Raw genomic sequence first — 18,527 nt, forward strand, 5'->3', positions numbered from 1 at the left:
GGCGTACAAATATACAAATCTTTTTTTGTGTGTATGTACAAAAACAGATTTGCAAAAACAATACTTTGAAATAATTATAAATATTTAAATATGTTGGAGAGATTTAATAATGGAAACGGAAAACTAATTTTGGTTAATTGAGTGAAACTGCCATCAGTGGGGGTTTTCTTCAAACGTACATGCTAATAGAGATTAAAGAACGATGGGGATTCTTGATGAAATCTGAGAGAAAATAAGATCGCATGTGGAAGGTATTATCGTGAATTGTCCTTATTTAAAAAAACACCTCCTTGATTCAAGAAATGCTTGAAATATAGGAAGGTGTTCTGGAGAATTAATAATTAAATTAAGCCTGTGCAACCTGATATAACTTGTTTACTTCATCCCAGTTAATTAGATTAAAGAATGCAGAAATATAATCAGGACGCTTGTTTTGATAATTAAGGTAATAGGCATGTTCCCAAACATCAAGACCAAGAATTGGCTGTTTACCTTCCATTAGTGGGCTATCTTGATTAGGTGTGCTAGTAACAGTAAGTTGTCCATTAGTAGCCAAAAAAACTCAACAGCTTTTCAACTGCAATCCAAATGTTTCACTCATAAAATAAAGTACCCACTCGCTATAGACTGCAGGAGTGGGTACATTTTTCTAAGTTACTTATTTATCACTAAACAGATCAAACACTCTTCCGATTCCACCTTCATCAACGGAGCCACCTCTTTGCGGCGCTGCAGCAAATACCTTACTTGCTAAGCGACTGAAAGGTAAAGATTGTACCCATACTGTACCAGGACCTTGAAGAGAAGCAAAAAATAGACCTTCTCCACCGAATAATGCTGTTTTGACGCCTTTCACCATTTCGATATTGTAATGAACACCACTTGTCATAGCAACAAGGCATCCTGTATCTACCATTAATTTCTCTCCAGTTGCTAAATCCACCTTATGAATGGTTCCCCCAGCATGAATGAAAGCCATTCCGTCGCCTTCGAGTTTCTGCATGATGAAACCCTCGCCTCCGAAAAATCCTACACTTAACTTTCGTTGGAACTCAACACCAACAGAAACACCCTTAGCTGCAGCTAAAAACGAATCTTTTTGACATATCAGTTTACCGTCTAATTCTTTTAAATTCATTGGAATGATCTTCCCTGGATATGGAGATGCAAATGAGACATGTTTCTTACCGGTTCCTACATTCGTGAACGTAGTCATAAATAGGCTTTCACCTGTTATAACTCTTTTACCCGCTCCGAGTAATTTCCCAATTACTCCACCATTAGAAGAAGAGCTATCTCCAAATACCGTTTCCATTTTGATATCAGCATCCATCATCATTAGACTTCCAGCTTCTGCGACTACGGTTTCGTTAGGATCCAATTCCACTTCTACAAATTGCATATCATCCCCATACAACTTATAATCGATTTCGTGATTCATCACTATTAATCAGCTCCCGCTCTAAAATAAAAATGAGGACTACAAATTTTAATTAATCCGTAGTTCTCCTACATTTAATTATATATTAACATGGCCCTTTTAGATAAATCTAAGGAACTACACCTTTTTTAATTTTGTTACCTTAACACTGTAACATTGATTAATTTCGGAGATTCATCCATTTTTTAAAAATACTAAAGTAACTAAATTGAGTAAGATACCGACATAGATCCACACATTATGTAATTCTCGACTAAAACCTTATTTTAATTTTACATTTAACTCCCTCCCTCTGTTTAAAATGAGAATGATAAAAGAATAAAATATAGGATATGGTAAAGAAATATAAAATATTTGCTTGCTCAGTTACTAAGAATATTTCTTGGTTAAATAAAGGCGGTAAATAGTCATTCATACCATGCATGACTATAGGAATAACAACTGCTTCTAGAGAAAAATGGTTGAATTTATCATTGTATTCATCTAATTGTTCAAAATCACCCTTTATATGAGTTATATTGGGGAATTCTTCTGAATTAGTTTTCCCAAGATTAAATATAATGAACTAACTAATGTTTGATTTGAAATGTCAATTTCAACCTCCTTCTTGGCTTGTACAGCATTTAGGTTTAATCCATGCGCCTCAATCCCATCACTGTACACATTCCCACTCATCAGCATGTAAGTGCTTCGCCCACCCCTCTGCCATTTGGCTTCTACAAGAATTACCAGTACATAAAAAATAAATTGTTTTTCTGGTCATAAAATATTTCTTCCTCTACTAATTAGTGAATGATTAACAACCATATGTATAGGCCGACTAAAGTAATAAATAGTGTTGGGATAGTTAGAACAATACCTGTTTTAAAGTAAGTTCCCCATGAAATCTTAACCCCTTTTTGGGATAAGACATGCAGCCATAATAAAGTTGCAAGAGAACCGATTGGCGTAATCATGAATCTTTATCTGAATTCATGTATAGTCTCCTCCTTTAATTACCTATAATGATGCTAGACTCGATAGTGAAAAGGATGAAGTAATTAATGATCAAAAAAAATAAAATCATAATTGGATTAGTATTGATCTTGCTGATATTAGCTACTGGAGCATGTTCTTTTACCTCTTATACGAATAAAACACAGATAAAAAACCAAAGTTACAATCCGGATACCCCTGCCATGGTTGGAAAAAAAACGAATTGGGAATCCGTTGAACAGGTGATTGGTAAAAGTGGAGAAATAAAAAAAGGAGACGTGCTTTACTTCAGCCTACCTCGAACAGATCTACATGTATCGATTAACAGTATTCAGTTAAATCCTGCCTTCGCACTAAGTTCTTGGTTAGCATTTAAAGAAATGAATGATAAGGTAATGGTTATGGGAGACTTAGTTCTAACGCAGGAAGAAGTCAATTTAGTTATGACTGAGCTGATCCGTGGTGGTATAAAAATAACTGCTTTACACAATCATTTGATGAGAGAATCTCCCAAAATAATGTATATGCATATCGAAGGATATGGAAGTGGAGTAGCTTTAGCGAAAGCACTTCGAGCAGGAATCGATCAATCGAGTACCCCTATTAAGCCAGATCAACCATCGGTTAAAGGAGCATTTCTGTTAGATAAAGAGCAACTTGATGATTTTATCGGTAAAGAAGGATTGATAAGTAATGGAATTTACAAGGTTGGGTTCCCTCGTGCTGAACAAATCAAGGAAAACGGAATGACCATCCCTCCTTCAATGGGAACGTCTACAGCTATAAACTTTCAACCCACAGGCGAAGGAAACGCGGCAATTACAGGAGATTTTGTCTTAACTGCTAAAGAAGTTAATCCAGTGATACAGACTTTACGCAAATATGGTATTGAAGTTGACGCATTGCATAATCATATGTTGTTTGAAGAACCACGTCTCTTTTTCATCCACTTTTGGGCAAATGATGATGCGCTCAAATTAGCAAAAGGGATTCGTGAAGCGATTGACCAAACTAATAGTAAATAACAAAAACATGCTAAAAATAAGCTGACTTCCTTTATTTTAAGTAAGTCAGCTTATTTTTATTAATAGCATAATTAAAGAATGCAGCTTCGTTCTCCTCTATTTCTCTAAATGAATAAATATTTATTTCGATTCTTTTTCTATTTTTGTAAAAAGCCTTCACATGTACTTGTGTAACTAGACAAGATAATGTCAAATACATATTAAACAAAAATTATAAAAAGAGAAATAGATGGAAATAATAGAGATTCGATTCAAACCTAACATAGGAGGAAAAAAATGCAATCTTTAACGAACTTGATTGAAAATCATGGATATGTGATTCTATTTTTATCTCTTATGTTAGAACTTATTGCTTTTCCGCTCCCTGGGGAGTTCCTGATGGGTTATGCGGGTGTACTTGTGTTTCAAGGGAAGTTAAGTTGGATACTAAGTAGTGTAGCAGCAGGTTTAGGGAGTTGTACAGGTATGACTATCTCTTATTTGGTAGGCTATAAATTGGGAGCTCCTTTTTTTCATAAACATGGTCATCGAATTCATATGGGGCCGGATCGACTAGAGAAAATGTCTAATTGGTTTGAAAAATATGGCAATAAACTAATAGTGGTTGCATTTTACATACCAGGAGTTAGACATTTTACAGGTTATTTTTCGGGTATTACTCAAATATCGTTTCGTGCATATGCTATTTATGCCTATATTGGTGCCTTTATTTGGACAGGGACATTTATTTTTCTTGGAAAATTATTAGGTCCTCAGTGGGAGCAGTTCCATACTTCGCTAAAGAAATACTTTTTTGTCGGAAGTGTTACTTTCATTTGTCTGTTCGTTTTTATCTATATTCTGAGAAAATATAGAGTAAAAATTAAAGAAACGATTATGGTTGGACTAGGAAGAGGAGTTCAACGAATTCACTCTCTCAGAAGGCTTAGACTTTTAATTGCAGTCATAGCTGTTTTATTCTTAATTTTTGTCATTTTCGTAATCAGTTTAACTGAAAATTACTTAAACAATGAATTTAAACAATTTGATACGATTGTAATCACATTAGTTACTCTAATATTTGATGAAAGCTGGAAACCTTGGATGAGTTCTTTTGGTTTATTTGCTTCCATTAAGGTAACCATCTCCTTAATTGTCTTAACCTACTTATGGATTTTGTTAAAGTCGAAAGATCGAATTCTAGAAATTTCCTTTTTGCTCTTTGTAGTAATTGGAGGAGAATATTTTGAAGAAGGAATCAGACGTATTTTTTATCATTTGCAACCTGTCCATCCTCGGTTAACAAAACAGATTTTGTACTCATTTCCTAGTGAACAATCGATAACTGCTTTATTTCTATATGGTTTTTTCGCCTATCTTTTCGTGCGATACTCTAAAAATGCATGGATGCAAACGTTTGTTTCTATATTAATTTTTATTATTATCATTCTCATTGGATTAAGCCGCATTTACTTGATGCAACAATTACCAAGTGATGTTGTAGCTGGCTACGCTTTTGGCGGAGTTTGGTTAAGTCTAAACATTTTAGTAATGGAAATTTTCCGATTCACAAACAGGCTCAACAGATTGAAATATATAAAGTAACAATTGATTAGAAAAATGATTGTTAAGAATTGATTTAGCAGTTCAAACATAACGAAAAGGGCTTTCTTTAGAAAGCCCTTTTCGTTATGTCATTAACCATTTATCGCTGCTAGAAGTGTTGCCCTCATTTCTGAAAAGTGTTATCTAACCCAGAATAACTCTAGAATTTTCAGGAAACCACACTACTCTAACATTTTCAACAGTACATTATTAAAGAAATGTTCCAGTTAAACAATTCATATAGAGTACGTATCATTTTTTTCTTTTTTTCCCTATCAAAAGTGTCACTTGTGTCATCGTAAAAGGAAGTGAAGATTTTCTACGATAAGCCAAATACTTAGATTCCCATGAATTTGCATATTTTTCTTTGAATTTTCTCAAGCCTTGAAATTGATAGAAAAAATGGCCGTGCAGATAGATTTGTTCGGCTATTTTTTCGCTCAAAAATGCAAACTTGGAATGCCCTACGTTAGAAAGTGGTGCCATTCCTAAATTAAAGTTTTTAAATCTTTCTTCCTTTGCCCATTCAAATAATGACAGTAAGATAAAATCCATCGTTCCTGAAGGAGAATCTGGTATAAAGCGCATTAAATCCACAGAAATCGTTTCTTTATGATCATAAACTGGCATCAGGCTTGTAAAGGCGATGATCTTTGTTCCTTTTTCTTTCAAGATGGCAATTTCAGCCTTATTCAGATAATTTTCATCAAAAAAACCTAACGAATATCCTTTTTCCCTTCTACCCTGAAGCCAATCATCTGATATTTCTTTTAGTTCATTCAGTAACTCATGACTAAAAGGCGGCTTAATAATTTCAAAAATATAATTCTCTCGTTCAAACTTATTTTTAACAGCTCTTTCCCCTTTCATTTTTTTACCTGATAGGGAGAATTGCTCTAAATCAACTAATGCCTCTTCGCCAAGCTTAAAGAAAGCAAAACCGCTTTCATGTAGATAAGGAAGCATTTTATTGCTTACTTCATAAAATACTGGTGTATACCCATGAAGATCTGATATTTGCTGAAACTCTTCTATTGCATGTCGAAAATCGGATTTTTCTCCAATTGGTTCTCCAAGAATTACGAGCTTGTCCGCGTATTTTTGAAAGGAAAACAGGACGTTATTCTTGTTATTCCAGAAAATAAATTTATCATGCAGGAAAATTAAATGGGTTAGCACATTTCCATTATATTTTTTTATATGTTCGCGTATTTTTTCTTCCTGGCTATTAGATCTTTCCATAAACCTATTTCGTGGCTTTTTAAAGACATTTCCAATGATAAGTACGAATAAGGCGATGTTCAGTCCAATAAAAGCACTGTAAAATAAATCACGATAATCAGTAATAACATAAGGGATAAACTTTATCGGTATATTGATTTTTGCTGTAGGTAAATTAATGTATCCGATAATCACATACATGGAAGTAATGAGAATGATCATTATTATGTCAAAAATGGTTTTACTCCATGTCAAAACATAACTTTCTCGATAAAATCGGGACTTGGACATTCGAAGGAGAAAGGCAACAACCAGCATTACGATTGCTTCCTCATAGTCAAATCCTTTGAAAAGTGAAAATAAAGCAGCAAAGAATAATACCGCGATGGTCAGATGATAAGCCCGCTTCACTTTATATTCAATTCCTCTTGATAGACCAAGCAAGAGAAATCCAGCCGCAACGGTAAGCTGGTGGGATAAGCTAATAATGGGGAATGATAAAAGATCTTCGACAAATTTCAACCTTTTCACGATTCCTGGCACAGATGCCGAAAGAAGTAAGATTAGCCCAGAAAAAAATACTAATATTGTTATTAGCACATGACTTGCATTCTGTAGAAGCACATTCGGCAGATTATCCCATGATTTATTCCATTTTTCCCAGAATTCCTTTACAAATAATACAAATCCAATTAAAAATGGAATAAATAAATAGCCAATTCGATATAAAATCAGCAAGAAAAGGATCTTTTCATCCTGTATCCCAAAGTGCTGTGATCCCCAAATAAAAACGAGGTCAAATGATCCAAGGCCTCCAGGGATCATACTTACAATTCCGGCACATGACGCAGCAATAAAAATAGGAAAGATTTCATTAAAGTGAAGAGGTATTTTTATCACCATGGCCAATATCCAGATAGCTAGGAAGATAGCTGTCCATTCCATGAAAGAAATCAAAATAAGTTGGAACTTAGTTCGTAAATTTATGGATGTGTCTGAACCTTTATTTTTTTTAATGGAAGAAATGATTAATAGGAGCGGTAGATACATCCCCACTCCTATCACGGCTAAATAAATCCATTTTTTGCTTAATAAAAGAGGGAAATCTCTGTAACCTGCAAGTATAACTAATGAAAGCAAAGAAATGCCTGTTAAATAGAATAATGATACGTTTGCAATTGTCTTCAGCAGTCTGCGCTTGTCCATTTCATGTGTTTGATATAAGTAAGTTCTAAGCATCACTCCGATTAATCCGGCAAACCCAATTAGATTTGAAAAGGAGTTAATAATTAAAGACTGCTTGATCAGTTTTATTGTCGGTACAGTGATCTCTAATTTTTTAACAATTACCAAATCATAAAAAAACATTGGAATAATTGCTGCCATCGTAATCAATAGAACGATGGCTAGTTTTAAATAATGAATTTGGCTTACTTCATGGCGGAGCAAATCTACATTTATGTCCCCTGTGAATTTTTTAATTTCAATGACTGCCAGAATTAATAAAATGAGTGGAAAAATTATTTTTAGGAATTGAAATATCATTTTTACGTTTATTATTTTTTGCATATTCATCCCCTATTTTTTCTTTCCTTTATCGTAGGTTTATATACCGGCGTATGATCTACCAAAAGCAAATATATGTTACTTCACATTGGAATTTAATCTATCAAGTCCTATAGTTAGAATAAATTATCTTACGAAACATTATTTGTTTCTATAAAGAGTAATATACATACCTACTAGAAAGCGTGTAATTTATTCAAACCCGTGGAATCATGTTTTTAACTTTTTACATAAAATATCTTAACAGCATGTCAAATGCCCTATATCACGCTGTTAAGATATTTTTAATCAATTTATTTTAAAAAATCATTCATCAACATTAATGAACTGATTTTTTCCAATGTATTTTTCAAGAAAGTCGGCAATCTTAGAATAGGCATATTTTTTACTTTTTTGTTTTACTAACGAATGCCCCTCCTCTTCGAAACGAATAAATGTAACAGGATGATTTCGTTCCTTAAGTTTATTCACGATCTGCTCGGATTCTTCAATTGGGACGCGCGGGTCATTAACTCCATGGATTACCATAAGTGGAGAGGAGATTTTATCGGCATAATTCAATGGATCGATTTGGTCAAAAAAATCACCATCCTTTTCAATCGTTCCATATTCATACTCTCTAAACTCCTTCCTCCAAGGACTTGTTGTTTTTAAGAATGTTCGCAAGCTTGATATTCCGACGATATCGACAGCAGCCGCCCATAAATTTGGATAGTGACTGATGGCGGAAAGGACCATGAATCCACCATAGCTTCCTCCCATAACCGCTATCTTTTCAACATCAACATCTTTATCACCTTTTAGCCATTCCACTAAAGAAATAAGATCTTTCACAGCATCCATCCGCTTGCGAACATCATCTAAATGAGTATACGTTTTTCCGTATCCTGTACTGCCGCGAATATTTGGAGTTATTATTGCATAACCGAGGTTTAGAAAATATTGCAAAAGAGGGTTGTAAACGGGACGACTTTGAGTTTCAGGTCCACCATGGATAAATATGACAACAGGCATTTTCTCAGCTGCATGTTTTGGCTTATAGTAAAAGGCGGGGATCTGAAGGTTGTCAAAAGAACGATAGAATATAAGTGAAGGCTCAATTAATTTTCCTTCAAGAATGGGGATTTGAGAAAAATATGATAGACGTTTTGCATTCAGGGATTCAAGGTCAAGCTCCCATATATCAGATGGATGTGCTGGCCCGTTCAATATAAAGAGGAGTTTTTTATTTGTAGGTGAAAATTTGAGATTAGTCATTACTCCCATTGGTGTTTCCCATGTATAAAGAGTACATGTATCTAAGTTTAATAAAATCCCTTTTGATATTCCCCCCTCATTGATGGTGAATGCTAATTTATTTTTCTCATTATTTATAGCTAAGCCTTCAAAATCCCACTTTCCCCTCGCTAGCCAATTGAATTGTTTAGTGGGTAAATGAATACATGCTAGCGCAAAAAATTCATGGTCTTTATTTGATAATAGAAATATTTGATCTCCTCTCTTATTCAAATGGATATTTTTAAAGCTTGCTTCTCCTGAATGTTCTGTTATCCAGTCCATGGAGCCAGTTAAAAGTGATAACACACCTAAATCATGATCAAGGGGAGAGTTTGTTTTTCTAACCAATAATGATTTCCCATCGGGAAACCATGTCACAACAGTAAACATCCCATTTTGAGCAAAAACAAGGCGAATTTCAAGGGTCTCAAGATTCTGAATATAAATATCAAAAAATGCTGGATTTCGTCGATTACTCGACCAAGCAATCCATTTTCCATCCGGAGAGCTTCCTCCATATAAATGAACATGTTCTGGGGAGTTTGTCAGGGCAATCAGCTCTCCATTTTTCTTTAATAAGTACAGTTGCTCCCTTTCATTCCCAGAAACATCCATTCCGATAATCCGATCCGATGTACCAGTTACATATTTTATGAAGGTGATTCCTTCCTTTGTAAAGGAGGATTGGGCAAGCAGCCTATTTTCTCGATAATAATCCCAAACCTGTGGTAATCCAGTTATATCAGAAATAAAGCTTATCTTTTTTCCGTTCGGTTCGTATTCAAGACTTTTCATCGTACGAACTTGCACATAAGGATCTAGACTAATTTCATCCATTTCATTACCCCCCATCATCTAGTTCCAAAAAAAGTCTTCTATAATAGAATTATTTTTTGATATACCAATTCATTATATTTAGACAGAATGAGTATCATGCTTATTGTGTAAGAAGGTTGGTGTAATAAAAGACCAGGTTCCCTGAAATGACCTGGTCTTTGAATCTAGATTATTTAGCTATGTTTTTCTTTTTGAACATCGAATCATTGACATAAACAAAACTGAAATAAATCCTATAAAAAACAATATATAACTTACTGGTATTAAAAAGAAGAAAGTTTCATATTATTGTTGTATATAAATTAACCACTAGGTTTTTTAGACGTGTTTTCAAACCAATTTCTAAGATAAAGCTCTACCTGCTTCATAATAAAAAGGACCGCTCTCAAACGATCCTTTCATCCTAATTCAATGCTTTTCTTACTTTTTTAATGGTAAATAAAAACCAATTATCTAGCAGTAACATCTTTAATACTGTCCGAGATCCGGTCAACTGCTGCTTTTCCAGCATCTTCAATCGTATCAATTGCATTTTTTGCTGCATCCCCTGCTGCTTCAACTCCGCGTTTCATACTATTTCTTCCTTGATCAATGGATTTATTTTGTTCATTCATTCATTATTCCTCCTAACAATTCGTATCGATCATAGTATAAGAAGGTGTTCGTCGGTTTATTCACCATTGCGTATATAATTCTTATACATGTTCGATAATTTATGTGTTGACATAAATAAATAATTTGGTGTGCGATTTTTAATGATATGCCAAGAAGTATTTTGGCTAGAGAGAATTTCTATCGGTAAAAATGCTATCCATTTAAACCATTTATACATGGGATTAGAGATATTGATGACCTCAAAGCCCAGCCGTTCACACGCTTTATTTAACATAGTAATACCTATGATTCCTTTTATCTCGCAGGAATGTCTACAGTTCCGTATGTAAAGCTCTACACCTGGTAAAGATTCTTGAACGAAGCGATAGATCATTTTCGCTTTTTTCAATTCACTGTTTATACCTTTTAATTCTTTCAATAGCCTGACATTGTGAATGTGAATTTTCACCAAAGTATCATTTTTGTTTATTGTAGTTCCATCAGAAAGGACAATTTTTCTCCCTTTATATTTTGTCAGTCTAATTCTAAAAATATTATTTTTAGTTCCTTCACATGGAAGTATTGTAAGCCGTGTGAAGAAATAGTAAATGGGGTCGAATAAACTCCAAATCGAAAGAACATATCCTCTCATGCTCTCTGCCTCCCCTTCTTCTGGTTTGCTTTTCATTTTATTTTTTATCTGAGGATATCATATTATTTATGGAAATTTTACGCTGAAAAAGGAATATAAAAAAGCCCCTTGAGAAGTTCACTTTTTAAAGTGTTCAATCTCAAGGGGCTCAAATAGGCTGTCGTCTACGATATATTGAATAATAAAGGTAGGCAGTTGATTCACAAGGTATATCTATATTTTCATACTAAATTCAAGCATCGTTTTATAGTTATTTTCAATAATTGTAAAATGGTGCTTCTCGTGTATAGCTAGTAGCTGAATTGCCTGAATTAGGTTAGGATACTTAGCTATTGGATCAAAAAACACAATGTGTCCTGCAATATCTTCTTCAATATTTTTAACTAATGCTTTTAAATTATTTGTCTCGTTCAGCAGCAATTGTTCTAATTCTTTCATGTCCATAGAATAGCGTATTTTTTTAGGTGGTATTAAAATCGAAGGAGCTTTCATCCCTCTTCCTTTTTTTTCTTTATATTCAGCATAAATATCATGTATTTCAGTTGAAAATGGTTTGTTTCTTTTCATTTTGGCAAATGGAATAAGTACTAAAGAAAATTTAGTCGCGACTTTAAGCATTCTAGTTATTAAATATAAGTGATATAGATGCTCTCCAATAGACCATTTTCCATCTTCTTTACGATTCCATAGTTTTTCTTGTGATAGAAATTGAATTTCATGCGTGAATAGAGATCTTTGCTGAGATAATGTTTGAAAATGTTTTGATATACTTTCAGATTTCATCTATTAGAATCCTCCGTTTGAGTCACATTTGAGTATAACGAGCTCAGATTATTTCATCCAGACTCATATATTCCTTCTCCTATTCATTCTAATAGATCAATTATATATTTTTTCCAGGAACTTGTTTCAATTTATTATATTTTTTTGAACTAAAAAGCAGTTGCTTAGGTAATGATTCTTAACTGGAATTGTAATGAGATTATTTCTTCTTTTTCATTTTGCTTTCTGCTTTCTTTATATTCTCAGCAACCCTGTATTTAACGATCTCGCTTATTAATTCATAAGGCAGCTTTTTGTCTATAGGAAACTGAACAGAACCTTTTGCTCCTTTATATTCTGATAATTCATATTTAAAAGCATTGATACCACTTGGAGCTGGATAAAAACCTATATGATTTTTATAGGCGGCGAAATGCACTAGATTTCCATGTAAAACAAAAGTAGGCATTCGATAACTTATCTTTTCTTCTGCATCTGGTGCTGACTCTTTAATCACTTTTCTTAACGCTTTGAGTATTTCCTGAATTTCTGCAGGGAATTGTAAAATGTATTCATCAATTGTTTTAAACACACTGTTTTTTTCTTCCATGATTTACTCCTTTCATTCAAGCACTCTAATTTTCATTTCGATCAAAAATTCTTCTTGTTGATTCGGAGAATGATGAATCGAAAATAATTCATATACATCACTGATTGCCGTTAACTGATGGACTGAAATATAATCAATCAGCTTTTGTATGTTCAGAAAATCATGTTCAGGTGAATATATATACGCAATGCATGCGTATTTACCTTGTGGGATTGTTGTAACTTCCATATTTGGTGCAAGCGATGAAATCTGTTTATTTGATAATACAGGTGTAAATATATGTCGGTAAGAAATTTCATCAATATGTGTATAAGGCTGATATGTGAAAGTTCCACCATGACCATTGTTTATGAATCCATCTGTCGACTCGACAATTTTCTTCAATTTACTGTAAGAAGCATTTAAAACACTTTTAGGCGAAATTCCTTCTGCCCTTGTCTGTATAATACGTATTTCTTCTTCTTCCAAAAGAAATACTTCACCCAGGGCAGGATATTTCTTTAGCTTTTGAATTTGCTTTTTGACATTCGCAATAGTTTGTTCAATTTCTAATAAATAGTCTAATTTTTGCCTTACTTGCATTTCTTGCTCCGTTAAAAAGACCAAAAACTCATCCGTCCTTAACTTCTGCGTTTTTTTCATTTCTTCTAAAGGTGTTCCAATATATTTTAGTGATTTAATAAGATTCAGATGGTATAGTTGCGTATCTTTATAATAACGATAGTTTGTATCTGGATCGACATAAGCCGGTTTAAACAAGTTGATTTTATCGTAATAACGAAGGGATTTAATCGAGACATTCGCTAATTTTGATACTTCACCGATTGTATAAAGTGTTTCCTTCATTTCTATCACTTCCTTACACTAAGTATAATAAATAAGCGTATTCTTTGCAGGGACCAAAGAATACGCCTGATATTTATCGCAGATTAACGGGCAGTAAGACCCCCACTTCAAGGATTCGCGTATGCAAAGAAGAGTTAGCGGGGGATCAACTGCCCGTAAATGCCCGACGACGGACACGATGTCCTAGTCAGGCGAAAGCCACAGGACGTGGCGTTTTGAGCGTGATTGGTTCAACTAACCATCAGTGGGGGATGAAGAAAAACCCCCACTGATGGAAGTTTCACTTTATTGTGTACTGACTTTAATATTTGCTGGTTTTTTCCAAGTTAGTGTCAATCCAATACCGATCGCTAAAACGACTGTTGCAAAATAGAATGGGTAATTTAGGTCGATATCGAATAATATCCCACCAATAATTGGACCAAATACGTTACCGATGCTTGTAAACATCGAGTTCATGCCTCCAACGAATCCTTGTTCATCGCTTGCGATTTTAGATAAATATGTTGTCACCGCTGGTCGCATTAAGTCAAATCCAACGAATACTAAAATGGTGATAAGTAAAATCATGAAGTATGATTTCATCATTGTTAGTAGAAACACAAGTATCGTCGAGAAAATCAAGCTATAACGAATTAAGCGGATTTCCCCGACACTTTTCGTTAAGCGATCGAATAATGCAACTTGTACTAAGGCCCCTACAATGGCACCACCTGTAATGATGATGGCAATGTCCTTTGGAGTAAACCCGAACTTATGATCGACAAATAAAGCGAATAACGATTCAAATGAAGCTAAGCCAAATGATGAGATGAAAATAATCATAAAGGCTATGAAATACATCGGTGCAAAAATTCGTTTAAACCCTGTTTTCTGCCCTTCCACTTTTTTATTTTCAGGATTTCGCTCTGGCTCGCGAAGTGTGATGATAGATAAAACGGCAGCAAGCAACCCAAAAGCAGCCGCAAAGAAAAATGGTAAGCGAGTACTAATATCTGCTAAGAAACCGCCAATACCAGGTCCTATAATGTAACCTGTGGAAATGGATGCAGACATGTATCCTAGTGCTTTTGATCGAGTTTTGATTGTTGTAATGTCTGCAATAAATGCAGTTACAGCTGGCATAATAAATGCTGCACTCACACCACCAAGAACTCGTGATATAAAGAGTACCTCAACATTTTTTCCGCTACCGAATAAAAACTCTGAAATACTAAAAACGAATAAGCCAATAACGATCATTCTTTTACGTCCGAATTGGTCTACCCAACGGCCTGAAATTGGGGACACTATTAACTGTGTAATAGCGAAAGCTGCAACCATATAGCCGACAACCGATCCAGATATATTCAATTCATTCATGATTGTAGGTGTTACCGGAATAACAAGTCCGATCCCTAAAAAGGCAATGAATAAATTCATTAATAGTATAGCTAACGTTATATTCTGTTTTTGCATATTGACTCCCCTTTTATTGAAAAACGTATAAACAATAATATAAAGTCTCCCCTAAGAGGAGAGTCAACAAATATACTTTATGTTTAAACTCATGGCTTTATATGAACTTATTATGATAAATAACTTAAATTTTATTATCGATGATTTCTACAAATTTTGTTGATGTGTGCGATAGATGTACACTTTTTAAATAACAAATTCCTATACTCCTCTTTGGGATTTTTTCTATAAGTTGTACTTCACGGAGTACTCCTTTATTTAAGTACTCTAGCGAAAATTCTTTTGTCACACAAGCAACTCCTAAGTTTATTTTTGCAAACTCCAGTAATAAGTTATGCGAGCCTAACTCAAATTCTGGAGAAATCTTGATTCCTTGCAAGGATAATTGCTCATCTACATATTTCCGTGAATTTGATTTTGGCTCAAGAAAAATTAATGGGAATTTAACTAATTCATGTAGGCTAACTGGTTTAGAAAATGGTTTCTTATACTTCTCCCCATAAACAAACGTATCTTCGATGTCTAAGCAGGGTCTTTGGACTATTGAAGAATCGTCAATCGGTAAATTACAAATGGCAAGGTCAACCTCTCCTGATTTTAAGAAGGAACAAAGCTCTAAGGTTGTGCCATTTAAAACCTTAATCTTAATATTCGGATATTTATTCCGGAAATCTTCTAAATAAGGAAGTAAAAAATACCTAGAAATCGTGTCGCCTACACCAACGTTTAATTCTCCAGTTGTTAAATTTTTAAATTCTAAAATCTTTTCTTCTCCTGCATCAATTAGATTAATGGCTGAATGAACGTATTTAAATAGGAGACTGCCTTCATTTGTAAAAGATACTCCTCTTGGCGTTCGCTTAAATAGATGTGTATCTAATTCTCTTTCTAATTGCATAATCGCTTGACTAACAGCGGGCTGTGTCATGTGAAGCTCCTTTGCTGCCTTTGAAAAACTATTCGCTTTACCGACGATGCAAAATACTTTATATAAGTCTAATTTACTCACCATATATAATCACTCCTTATACCTATCATTAGATATATTAATTTTACTTATATCAATAAATTGGTGTATATTTCAAGTAGATAGTTTTTAAAAATAAATTTTAGGAGCGGTTATTTTGGAAAGAGTAGTTGGAACTGTTGTAAGAGGTCTTCGTTGTCCCATTATCAATCAAGGCGATAGCATCGAACAGATTGTTGTAGATAGTGTTTTAAAAGCTTCGGAAGCTGAAGGATTTACTATTAATGATCAAGACATTGTTACTGTAACAGAATCAATCGTCGCTCGTGCTCAAGGTAATTATGCAACGATAGATCATATTGCTGAAGATGTGCGTTCTAAATTTGGAGACGATACGATCGGTGTTATTTTCCCAATCTTAAGCCGAAATCGTTTTTCAATCTGTCTTCGTGGTATTGCAAAAGGTGCTAAAAAAATTGTTTTAATGCTTAGCTATCCTTCTGATGAAGTTGGGAACCACTTAGTTGATATTGACAGACTTGATGAAAAAGGAATTAATCCTTGGACTGATGTTTTAACAGAAAAAGAATTCCGTGAGCATTTCGGATATAATAAGCATACCTTTACGGGTGTCGATTACATTGATTATTATAAATCACTTGTTGAAGAATTCGGTGTTGAATGTGAAGTCATCTTCTCTAACAATGCAAAAACCATTTTAAATTATACAAAAAGTGTTCTTACATGCGATATACATACACGTTTTAGAACGAAGCGTATCTTAAAAGCAAATGGTGGAGAAAAAATCTATAGCCTCGATAATATATTAGCAGAGTCGATTTCTGGCAGTGGATTTAATGAAGATTATGGTCTCCTTGGCTCAAATAAAGCAACAGAAGATAGCATTAAACTTTTCCCACGTAATTGTCAACCAATTGTTGACAAAATACAGCAAATACTTAATGAGAAAACTGGAAAAAATGTTGAAGTTATGGTCTATGGAGACGGAGCTTTCAAAGATCCAGTAGGAAAAATATGGGAGCTTGCAGATCCTGTTGTATCACCTGCATACACGTCAGGTCTTAACGGAACACCGAATGAAATAAAGCTAAAATATCTTGCTGATAATAACTTCGCTGATTTAAGAGGGGAAGAATTGAAACAAGCTATTTCACAATATATTGCTAATAAAGATTCAGATCTTGTAGGTTCGATGGAATCCCAAGGGACTACCCCTAGACGACTTACAGACCTAATTGGATCCCTATCTGATTTAACATCAGGAAGTGGCGATAAAGGAACCCCGATCGTTTTTATACAAGGCTATTTTGATAACTATACAAAATAATAATCATATTGTGTTTAAAAGATAGTAATGGAAAAAGCGGAAAATCCTTAGTTTAATAAGGGCTTTCCGCTTTTTTAGTGCTTTTATGTATGAAAATTTATTTTCTTTTCCCTTCTCTATCACTTCTGGATCATCCGAATTTGCTCTCGATGACTTAAGAATGCCATTGTCTTTTCGAATAGTTGAGGTTGAACTTCAAAATATGTAAGTTTTTTAGGGAGTTTATCAAATAGTTTTATTTCATCAATTTCCGAATTTGGTAATTGACCAATTTCAAATATCTTCGCAAAAAATAACCTTCCAAACCGTTTATTGAAGGAATCATCCATTGAATAGTCACATATTGGCTCAACTTCAAATTCTTTTGCACCTGTTTCTTCAAATAACTCTCGTTTAGCTGTATCAATAATATTTTCTCCTGATTCTCGATGGCCTCCCGGAATCTCCCAAGATTTTCGTTCTTTGTGCCTTACAAATACCCATTTGTCTTGATATTGCGCACAAATGACAGCAAACTTAAGTTCTTTGCTACTTACACTTCCAATCTCATAAAAATCGTACTTCATAAATTTTCACCTAATTTATTTTACTGATCGTATCATGTAAACATTTGCATTCTTTTCACATAATAATAGAGCGTGATTACTTAATCCTAATATACTCATAGAAGTAAAAAAATAGTTATATAAGCTCTCTTAACCTTTTTATGACCGAATGCACGGTCAATCGATGAAATGTAATGAGTTGACCTTTATAGATGACGGAATAAATACCATAAGGAGTTGGAGATAATTTCATTAATTCTTCTCTATTCTTGAAGTCAATTATATCAACATCAATTCCTAGTTTATTTGCTGCTGCCAGAATATTTTCAGTTGCAATTTCTACATAAGGACATTGGAAGGAACGTAGAATGGTTAAGTTTTTATATTTCGTAACCCTTTCATCCCAATCAGTAGGAAAGTAAGGAGATAAATGATCAGAATCAAATTTATTAACAAGTAACTCAAAGTTATGAGGTGCTGTATCAACTAATATAAAATTATTATTAAGAAAGATTTCCTTGCTTGGTGTCCAAGAAGTTTCAGAATTTGTCACAACGACTACACCTTTTTTTGATTGAGTGCTAGTTTCTTGAAGACATTTATTAATAAGTTTAGTCCCGTATCCTTTTCCAATATCACTGACCCATAAACAATGGATGACTAAATAATCGTCAGCGTAAACAGCTCTAGAAGAAAATTCTGCTGAGGTATATTCAATAAACCCCACTTGTCTTTTATTTTCAATCAATTGTACATATTTTAATCCTTCTTTAAATCTATCGTTTAACCATATATTTTTGTTTACTTACCCATTTGAC

General features: G+C 34.0%; 15 protein-coding genes and 3 pseudogenes. 3 read left to right on the forward strand and 15 right to left on the reverse strand.

Going from position 1 to position 18,527, the window contains the following annotated elements; translation table 11 throughout:
* Nucleotides 1–346: 346 nt before the first annotated feature.
* The 4 genes and pseudogenes from FSZ17_RS11130 to FSZ17_RS11145 form a co-directional block, all read right to left on the reverse strand.
* Nucleotides 347–556: pseudogene (locus tag FSZ17_RS11130) on the reverse strand (superoxide dismutase); the annotation flags it as partial.
* Nucleotides 557–658: 102 nt separating this feature from the next.
* Nucleotides 659–1,444, reverse strand: a complete 786-nt coding sequence (locus FSZ17_RS11135) for a TIGR00266 family protein (RefSeq protein WP_057770304.1) — start codon at nt 1,442–1,444, stop codon at nt 659–661.
* Nucleotides 1,445–2,014: 570 nt separating this feature from the next.
* Nucleotides 2,015–2,204, reverse strand: a pseudogene (locus tag FSZ17_RS11140) (arsenate reductase/protein-tyrosine-phosphatase family protein); the annotation flags it as partial.
* A 22-nt stretch (nt 2,205–2,226) separates the two neighbouring features.
* Nucleotides 2,227–2,394 (reverse strand): annotated as a pseudogene (locus FSZ17_RS11145) (ArsB/NhaD family transporter); the annotation flags it as partial.
* Nucleotides 2,395–2,484: 90 nt separating this feature from the next.
* Here FSZ17_RS11145 and FSZ17_RS11150 point away from each other — a divergent pair.
* Nucleotides 2,485–3,441, forward strand: coding sequence for a DUF1259 domain-containing protein (locus tag FSZ17_RS11150; protein WP_228460320.1), 957 nt, complete (start codon nt 2,485–2,487; stop codon nt 3,439–3,441).
* Between the two features lie 276 nt (nt 3,442–3,717).
* Entirely contained in the window at nt 3,718–5,025 is a 1,308-nt protein-coding gene (locus FSZ17_RS11155) for a VTT domain-containing protein (protein WP_057770307.1), read from the forward strand.
* A gap of 252 nt (nt 5,026–5,277) precedes the next feature.
* Here the strand turns inward: FSZ17_RS11155 and mprF are convergent, their stop codons facing one another.
* The 9 genes from mprF to FSZ17_RS11195 all read right to left on the reverse strand — a co-directional run bounded on the left by mprF (nt 5,278) and on the right by FSZ17_RS11195 (nt 15,861).
* Nucleotides 5,278–7,815 carry a bifunctional lysylphosphatidylglycerol flippase/synthetase MprF gene (mprF, locus tag FSZ17_RS11160; RefSeq protein WP_228460321.1) on the reverse strand — a complete coding sequence of 846 codons (2,538 nt, stop codon included), beginning with the start codon at nt 7,813–7,815 and terminating at the stop codon, nt 5,278–5,280.
* Between the two features lie 303 nt (nt 7,816–8,118).
* On the reverse strand, nt 8,119–9,927 hold the full coding sequence (locus FSZ17_RS11165) for a S9 family peptidase (protein ID WP_057770310.1): 1,809 nt from the start codon (nt 9,925–9,927) through the stop codon (nt 8,119–8,121).
* A gap of 449 nt (nt 9,928–10,376) precedes the next feature.
* Nucleotides 10,377–10,541 (reverse strand): hypothetical protein, encoded by a 165-nt coding sequence (locus tag FSZ17_RS23365; RefSeq protein ID WP_185150690.1) that lies wholly within the window; start codon nt 10,539–10,541, stop codon nt 10,377–10,379.
* A 56-nt stretch (nt 10,542–10,597) separates the two neighbouring features.
* Nucleotides 10,598–11,173, reverse strand: coding sequence for a YkoP family protein (locus tag FSZ17_RS11170; protein ID WP_057770313.1), 576 nt, complete (start codon nt 11,171–11,173; stop codon nt 10,598–10,600).
* Between the two features lie 213 nt (nt 11,174–11,386).
* Nucleotides 11,387–11,956: a DinB family protein gene (locus FSZ17_RS11175; RefSeq protein ID WP_057770320.1), complete on the reverse strand. Its 570-nt coding sequence runs from the start codon at nt 11,954–11,956 to the stop codon at nt 11,387–11,389.
* Nucleotides 11,957–12,155: 199 nt separating this feature from the next.
* On the reverse strand, nt 12,156–12,545 hold the full coding sequence (locus FSZ17_RS11180; RefSeq protein WP_057770323.1) for an iron chaperone: 390 nt from the start codon (nt 12,543–12,545) through the stop codon (nt 12,156–12,158).
* A gap of 12 nt (nt 12,546–12,557) precedes the next feature.
* Entirely contained in the window at nt 12,558–13,391 is an 834-nt protein-coding gene (locus FSZ17_RS11185; RefSeq protein ID WP_057770326.1) for a MerR family transcriptional regulator, read from the reverse strand.
* A 285-nt stretch (nt 13,392–13,676) separates the two neighbouring features.
* Complete coding sequence (locus FSZ17_RS11190; protein WP_146846440.1) at nt 13,677–14,849, reverse strand: MFS transporter; 1,173 nt, start codon at nt 14,847–14,849, stop codon at nt 13,677–13,679.
* A 124-nt stretch (nt 14,850–14,973) separates the two neighbouring features.
* Entirely contained in the window at nt 14,974–15,861 is an 888-nt protein-coding gene (locus FSZ17_RS11195; protein ID WP_057770328.1) for a LysR family transcriptional regulator, read from the reverse strand.
* Nucleotides 15,862–15,973: 112 nt separating this feature from the next.
* Here FSZ17_RS11195 and FSZ17_RS11200 point away from each other — a divergent pair, with 112 nt between their 5' ends.
* A complete protein-coding gene (locus tag FSZ17_RS11200; RefSeq protein WP_057770332.1) occupies nt 15,974–17,164 on the forward strand; it encodes a coenzyme F420-0:L-glutamate ligase in 1,191 nt (396 codons plus the stop codon).
* A 119-nt stretch (nt 17,165–17,283) separates the two neighbouring features.
* Here the strand turns inward: FSZ17_RS11200 and FSZ17_RS11205 are convergent, their stop codons facing one another.
* The gene (locus FSZ17_RS11205) at nt 17,284–17,730 is read right to left on the reverse strand and encodes an NUDIX hydrolase (protein ID WP_057770336.1); all 447 of its coding nucleotides are present in this window, start codon (nt 17,728–17,730) and stop codon (nt 17,284–17,286) included.
* 115 nt (nt 17,731–17,845) lie between these two features.
* Nucleotides 17,846–18,457, reverse strand: coding sequence for a GNAT family N-acetyltransferase (locus FSZ17_RS11210; RefSeq protein ID WP_322107605.1), 612 nt, complete (start codon nt 18,455–18,457; stop codon nt 17,846–17,848).
* Between the last annotated feature and the right edge of the window lie 70 nt (nt 18,458–18,527).

It is taken from the genome of Cytobacillus dafuensis, from assembly GCF_007995155.1.
GTDB classification, from domain to species: Bacteria; Bacillota; Bacilli; order Bacillales; family Cytobacillaceae; genus Cytobacillus; species Cytobacillus dafuensis.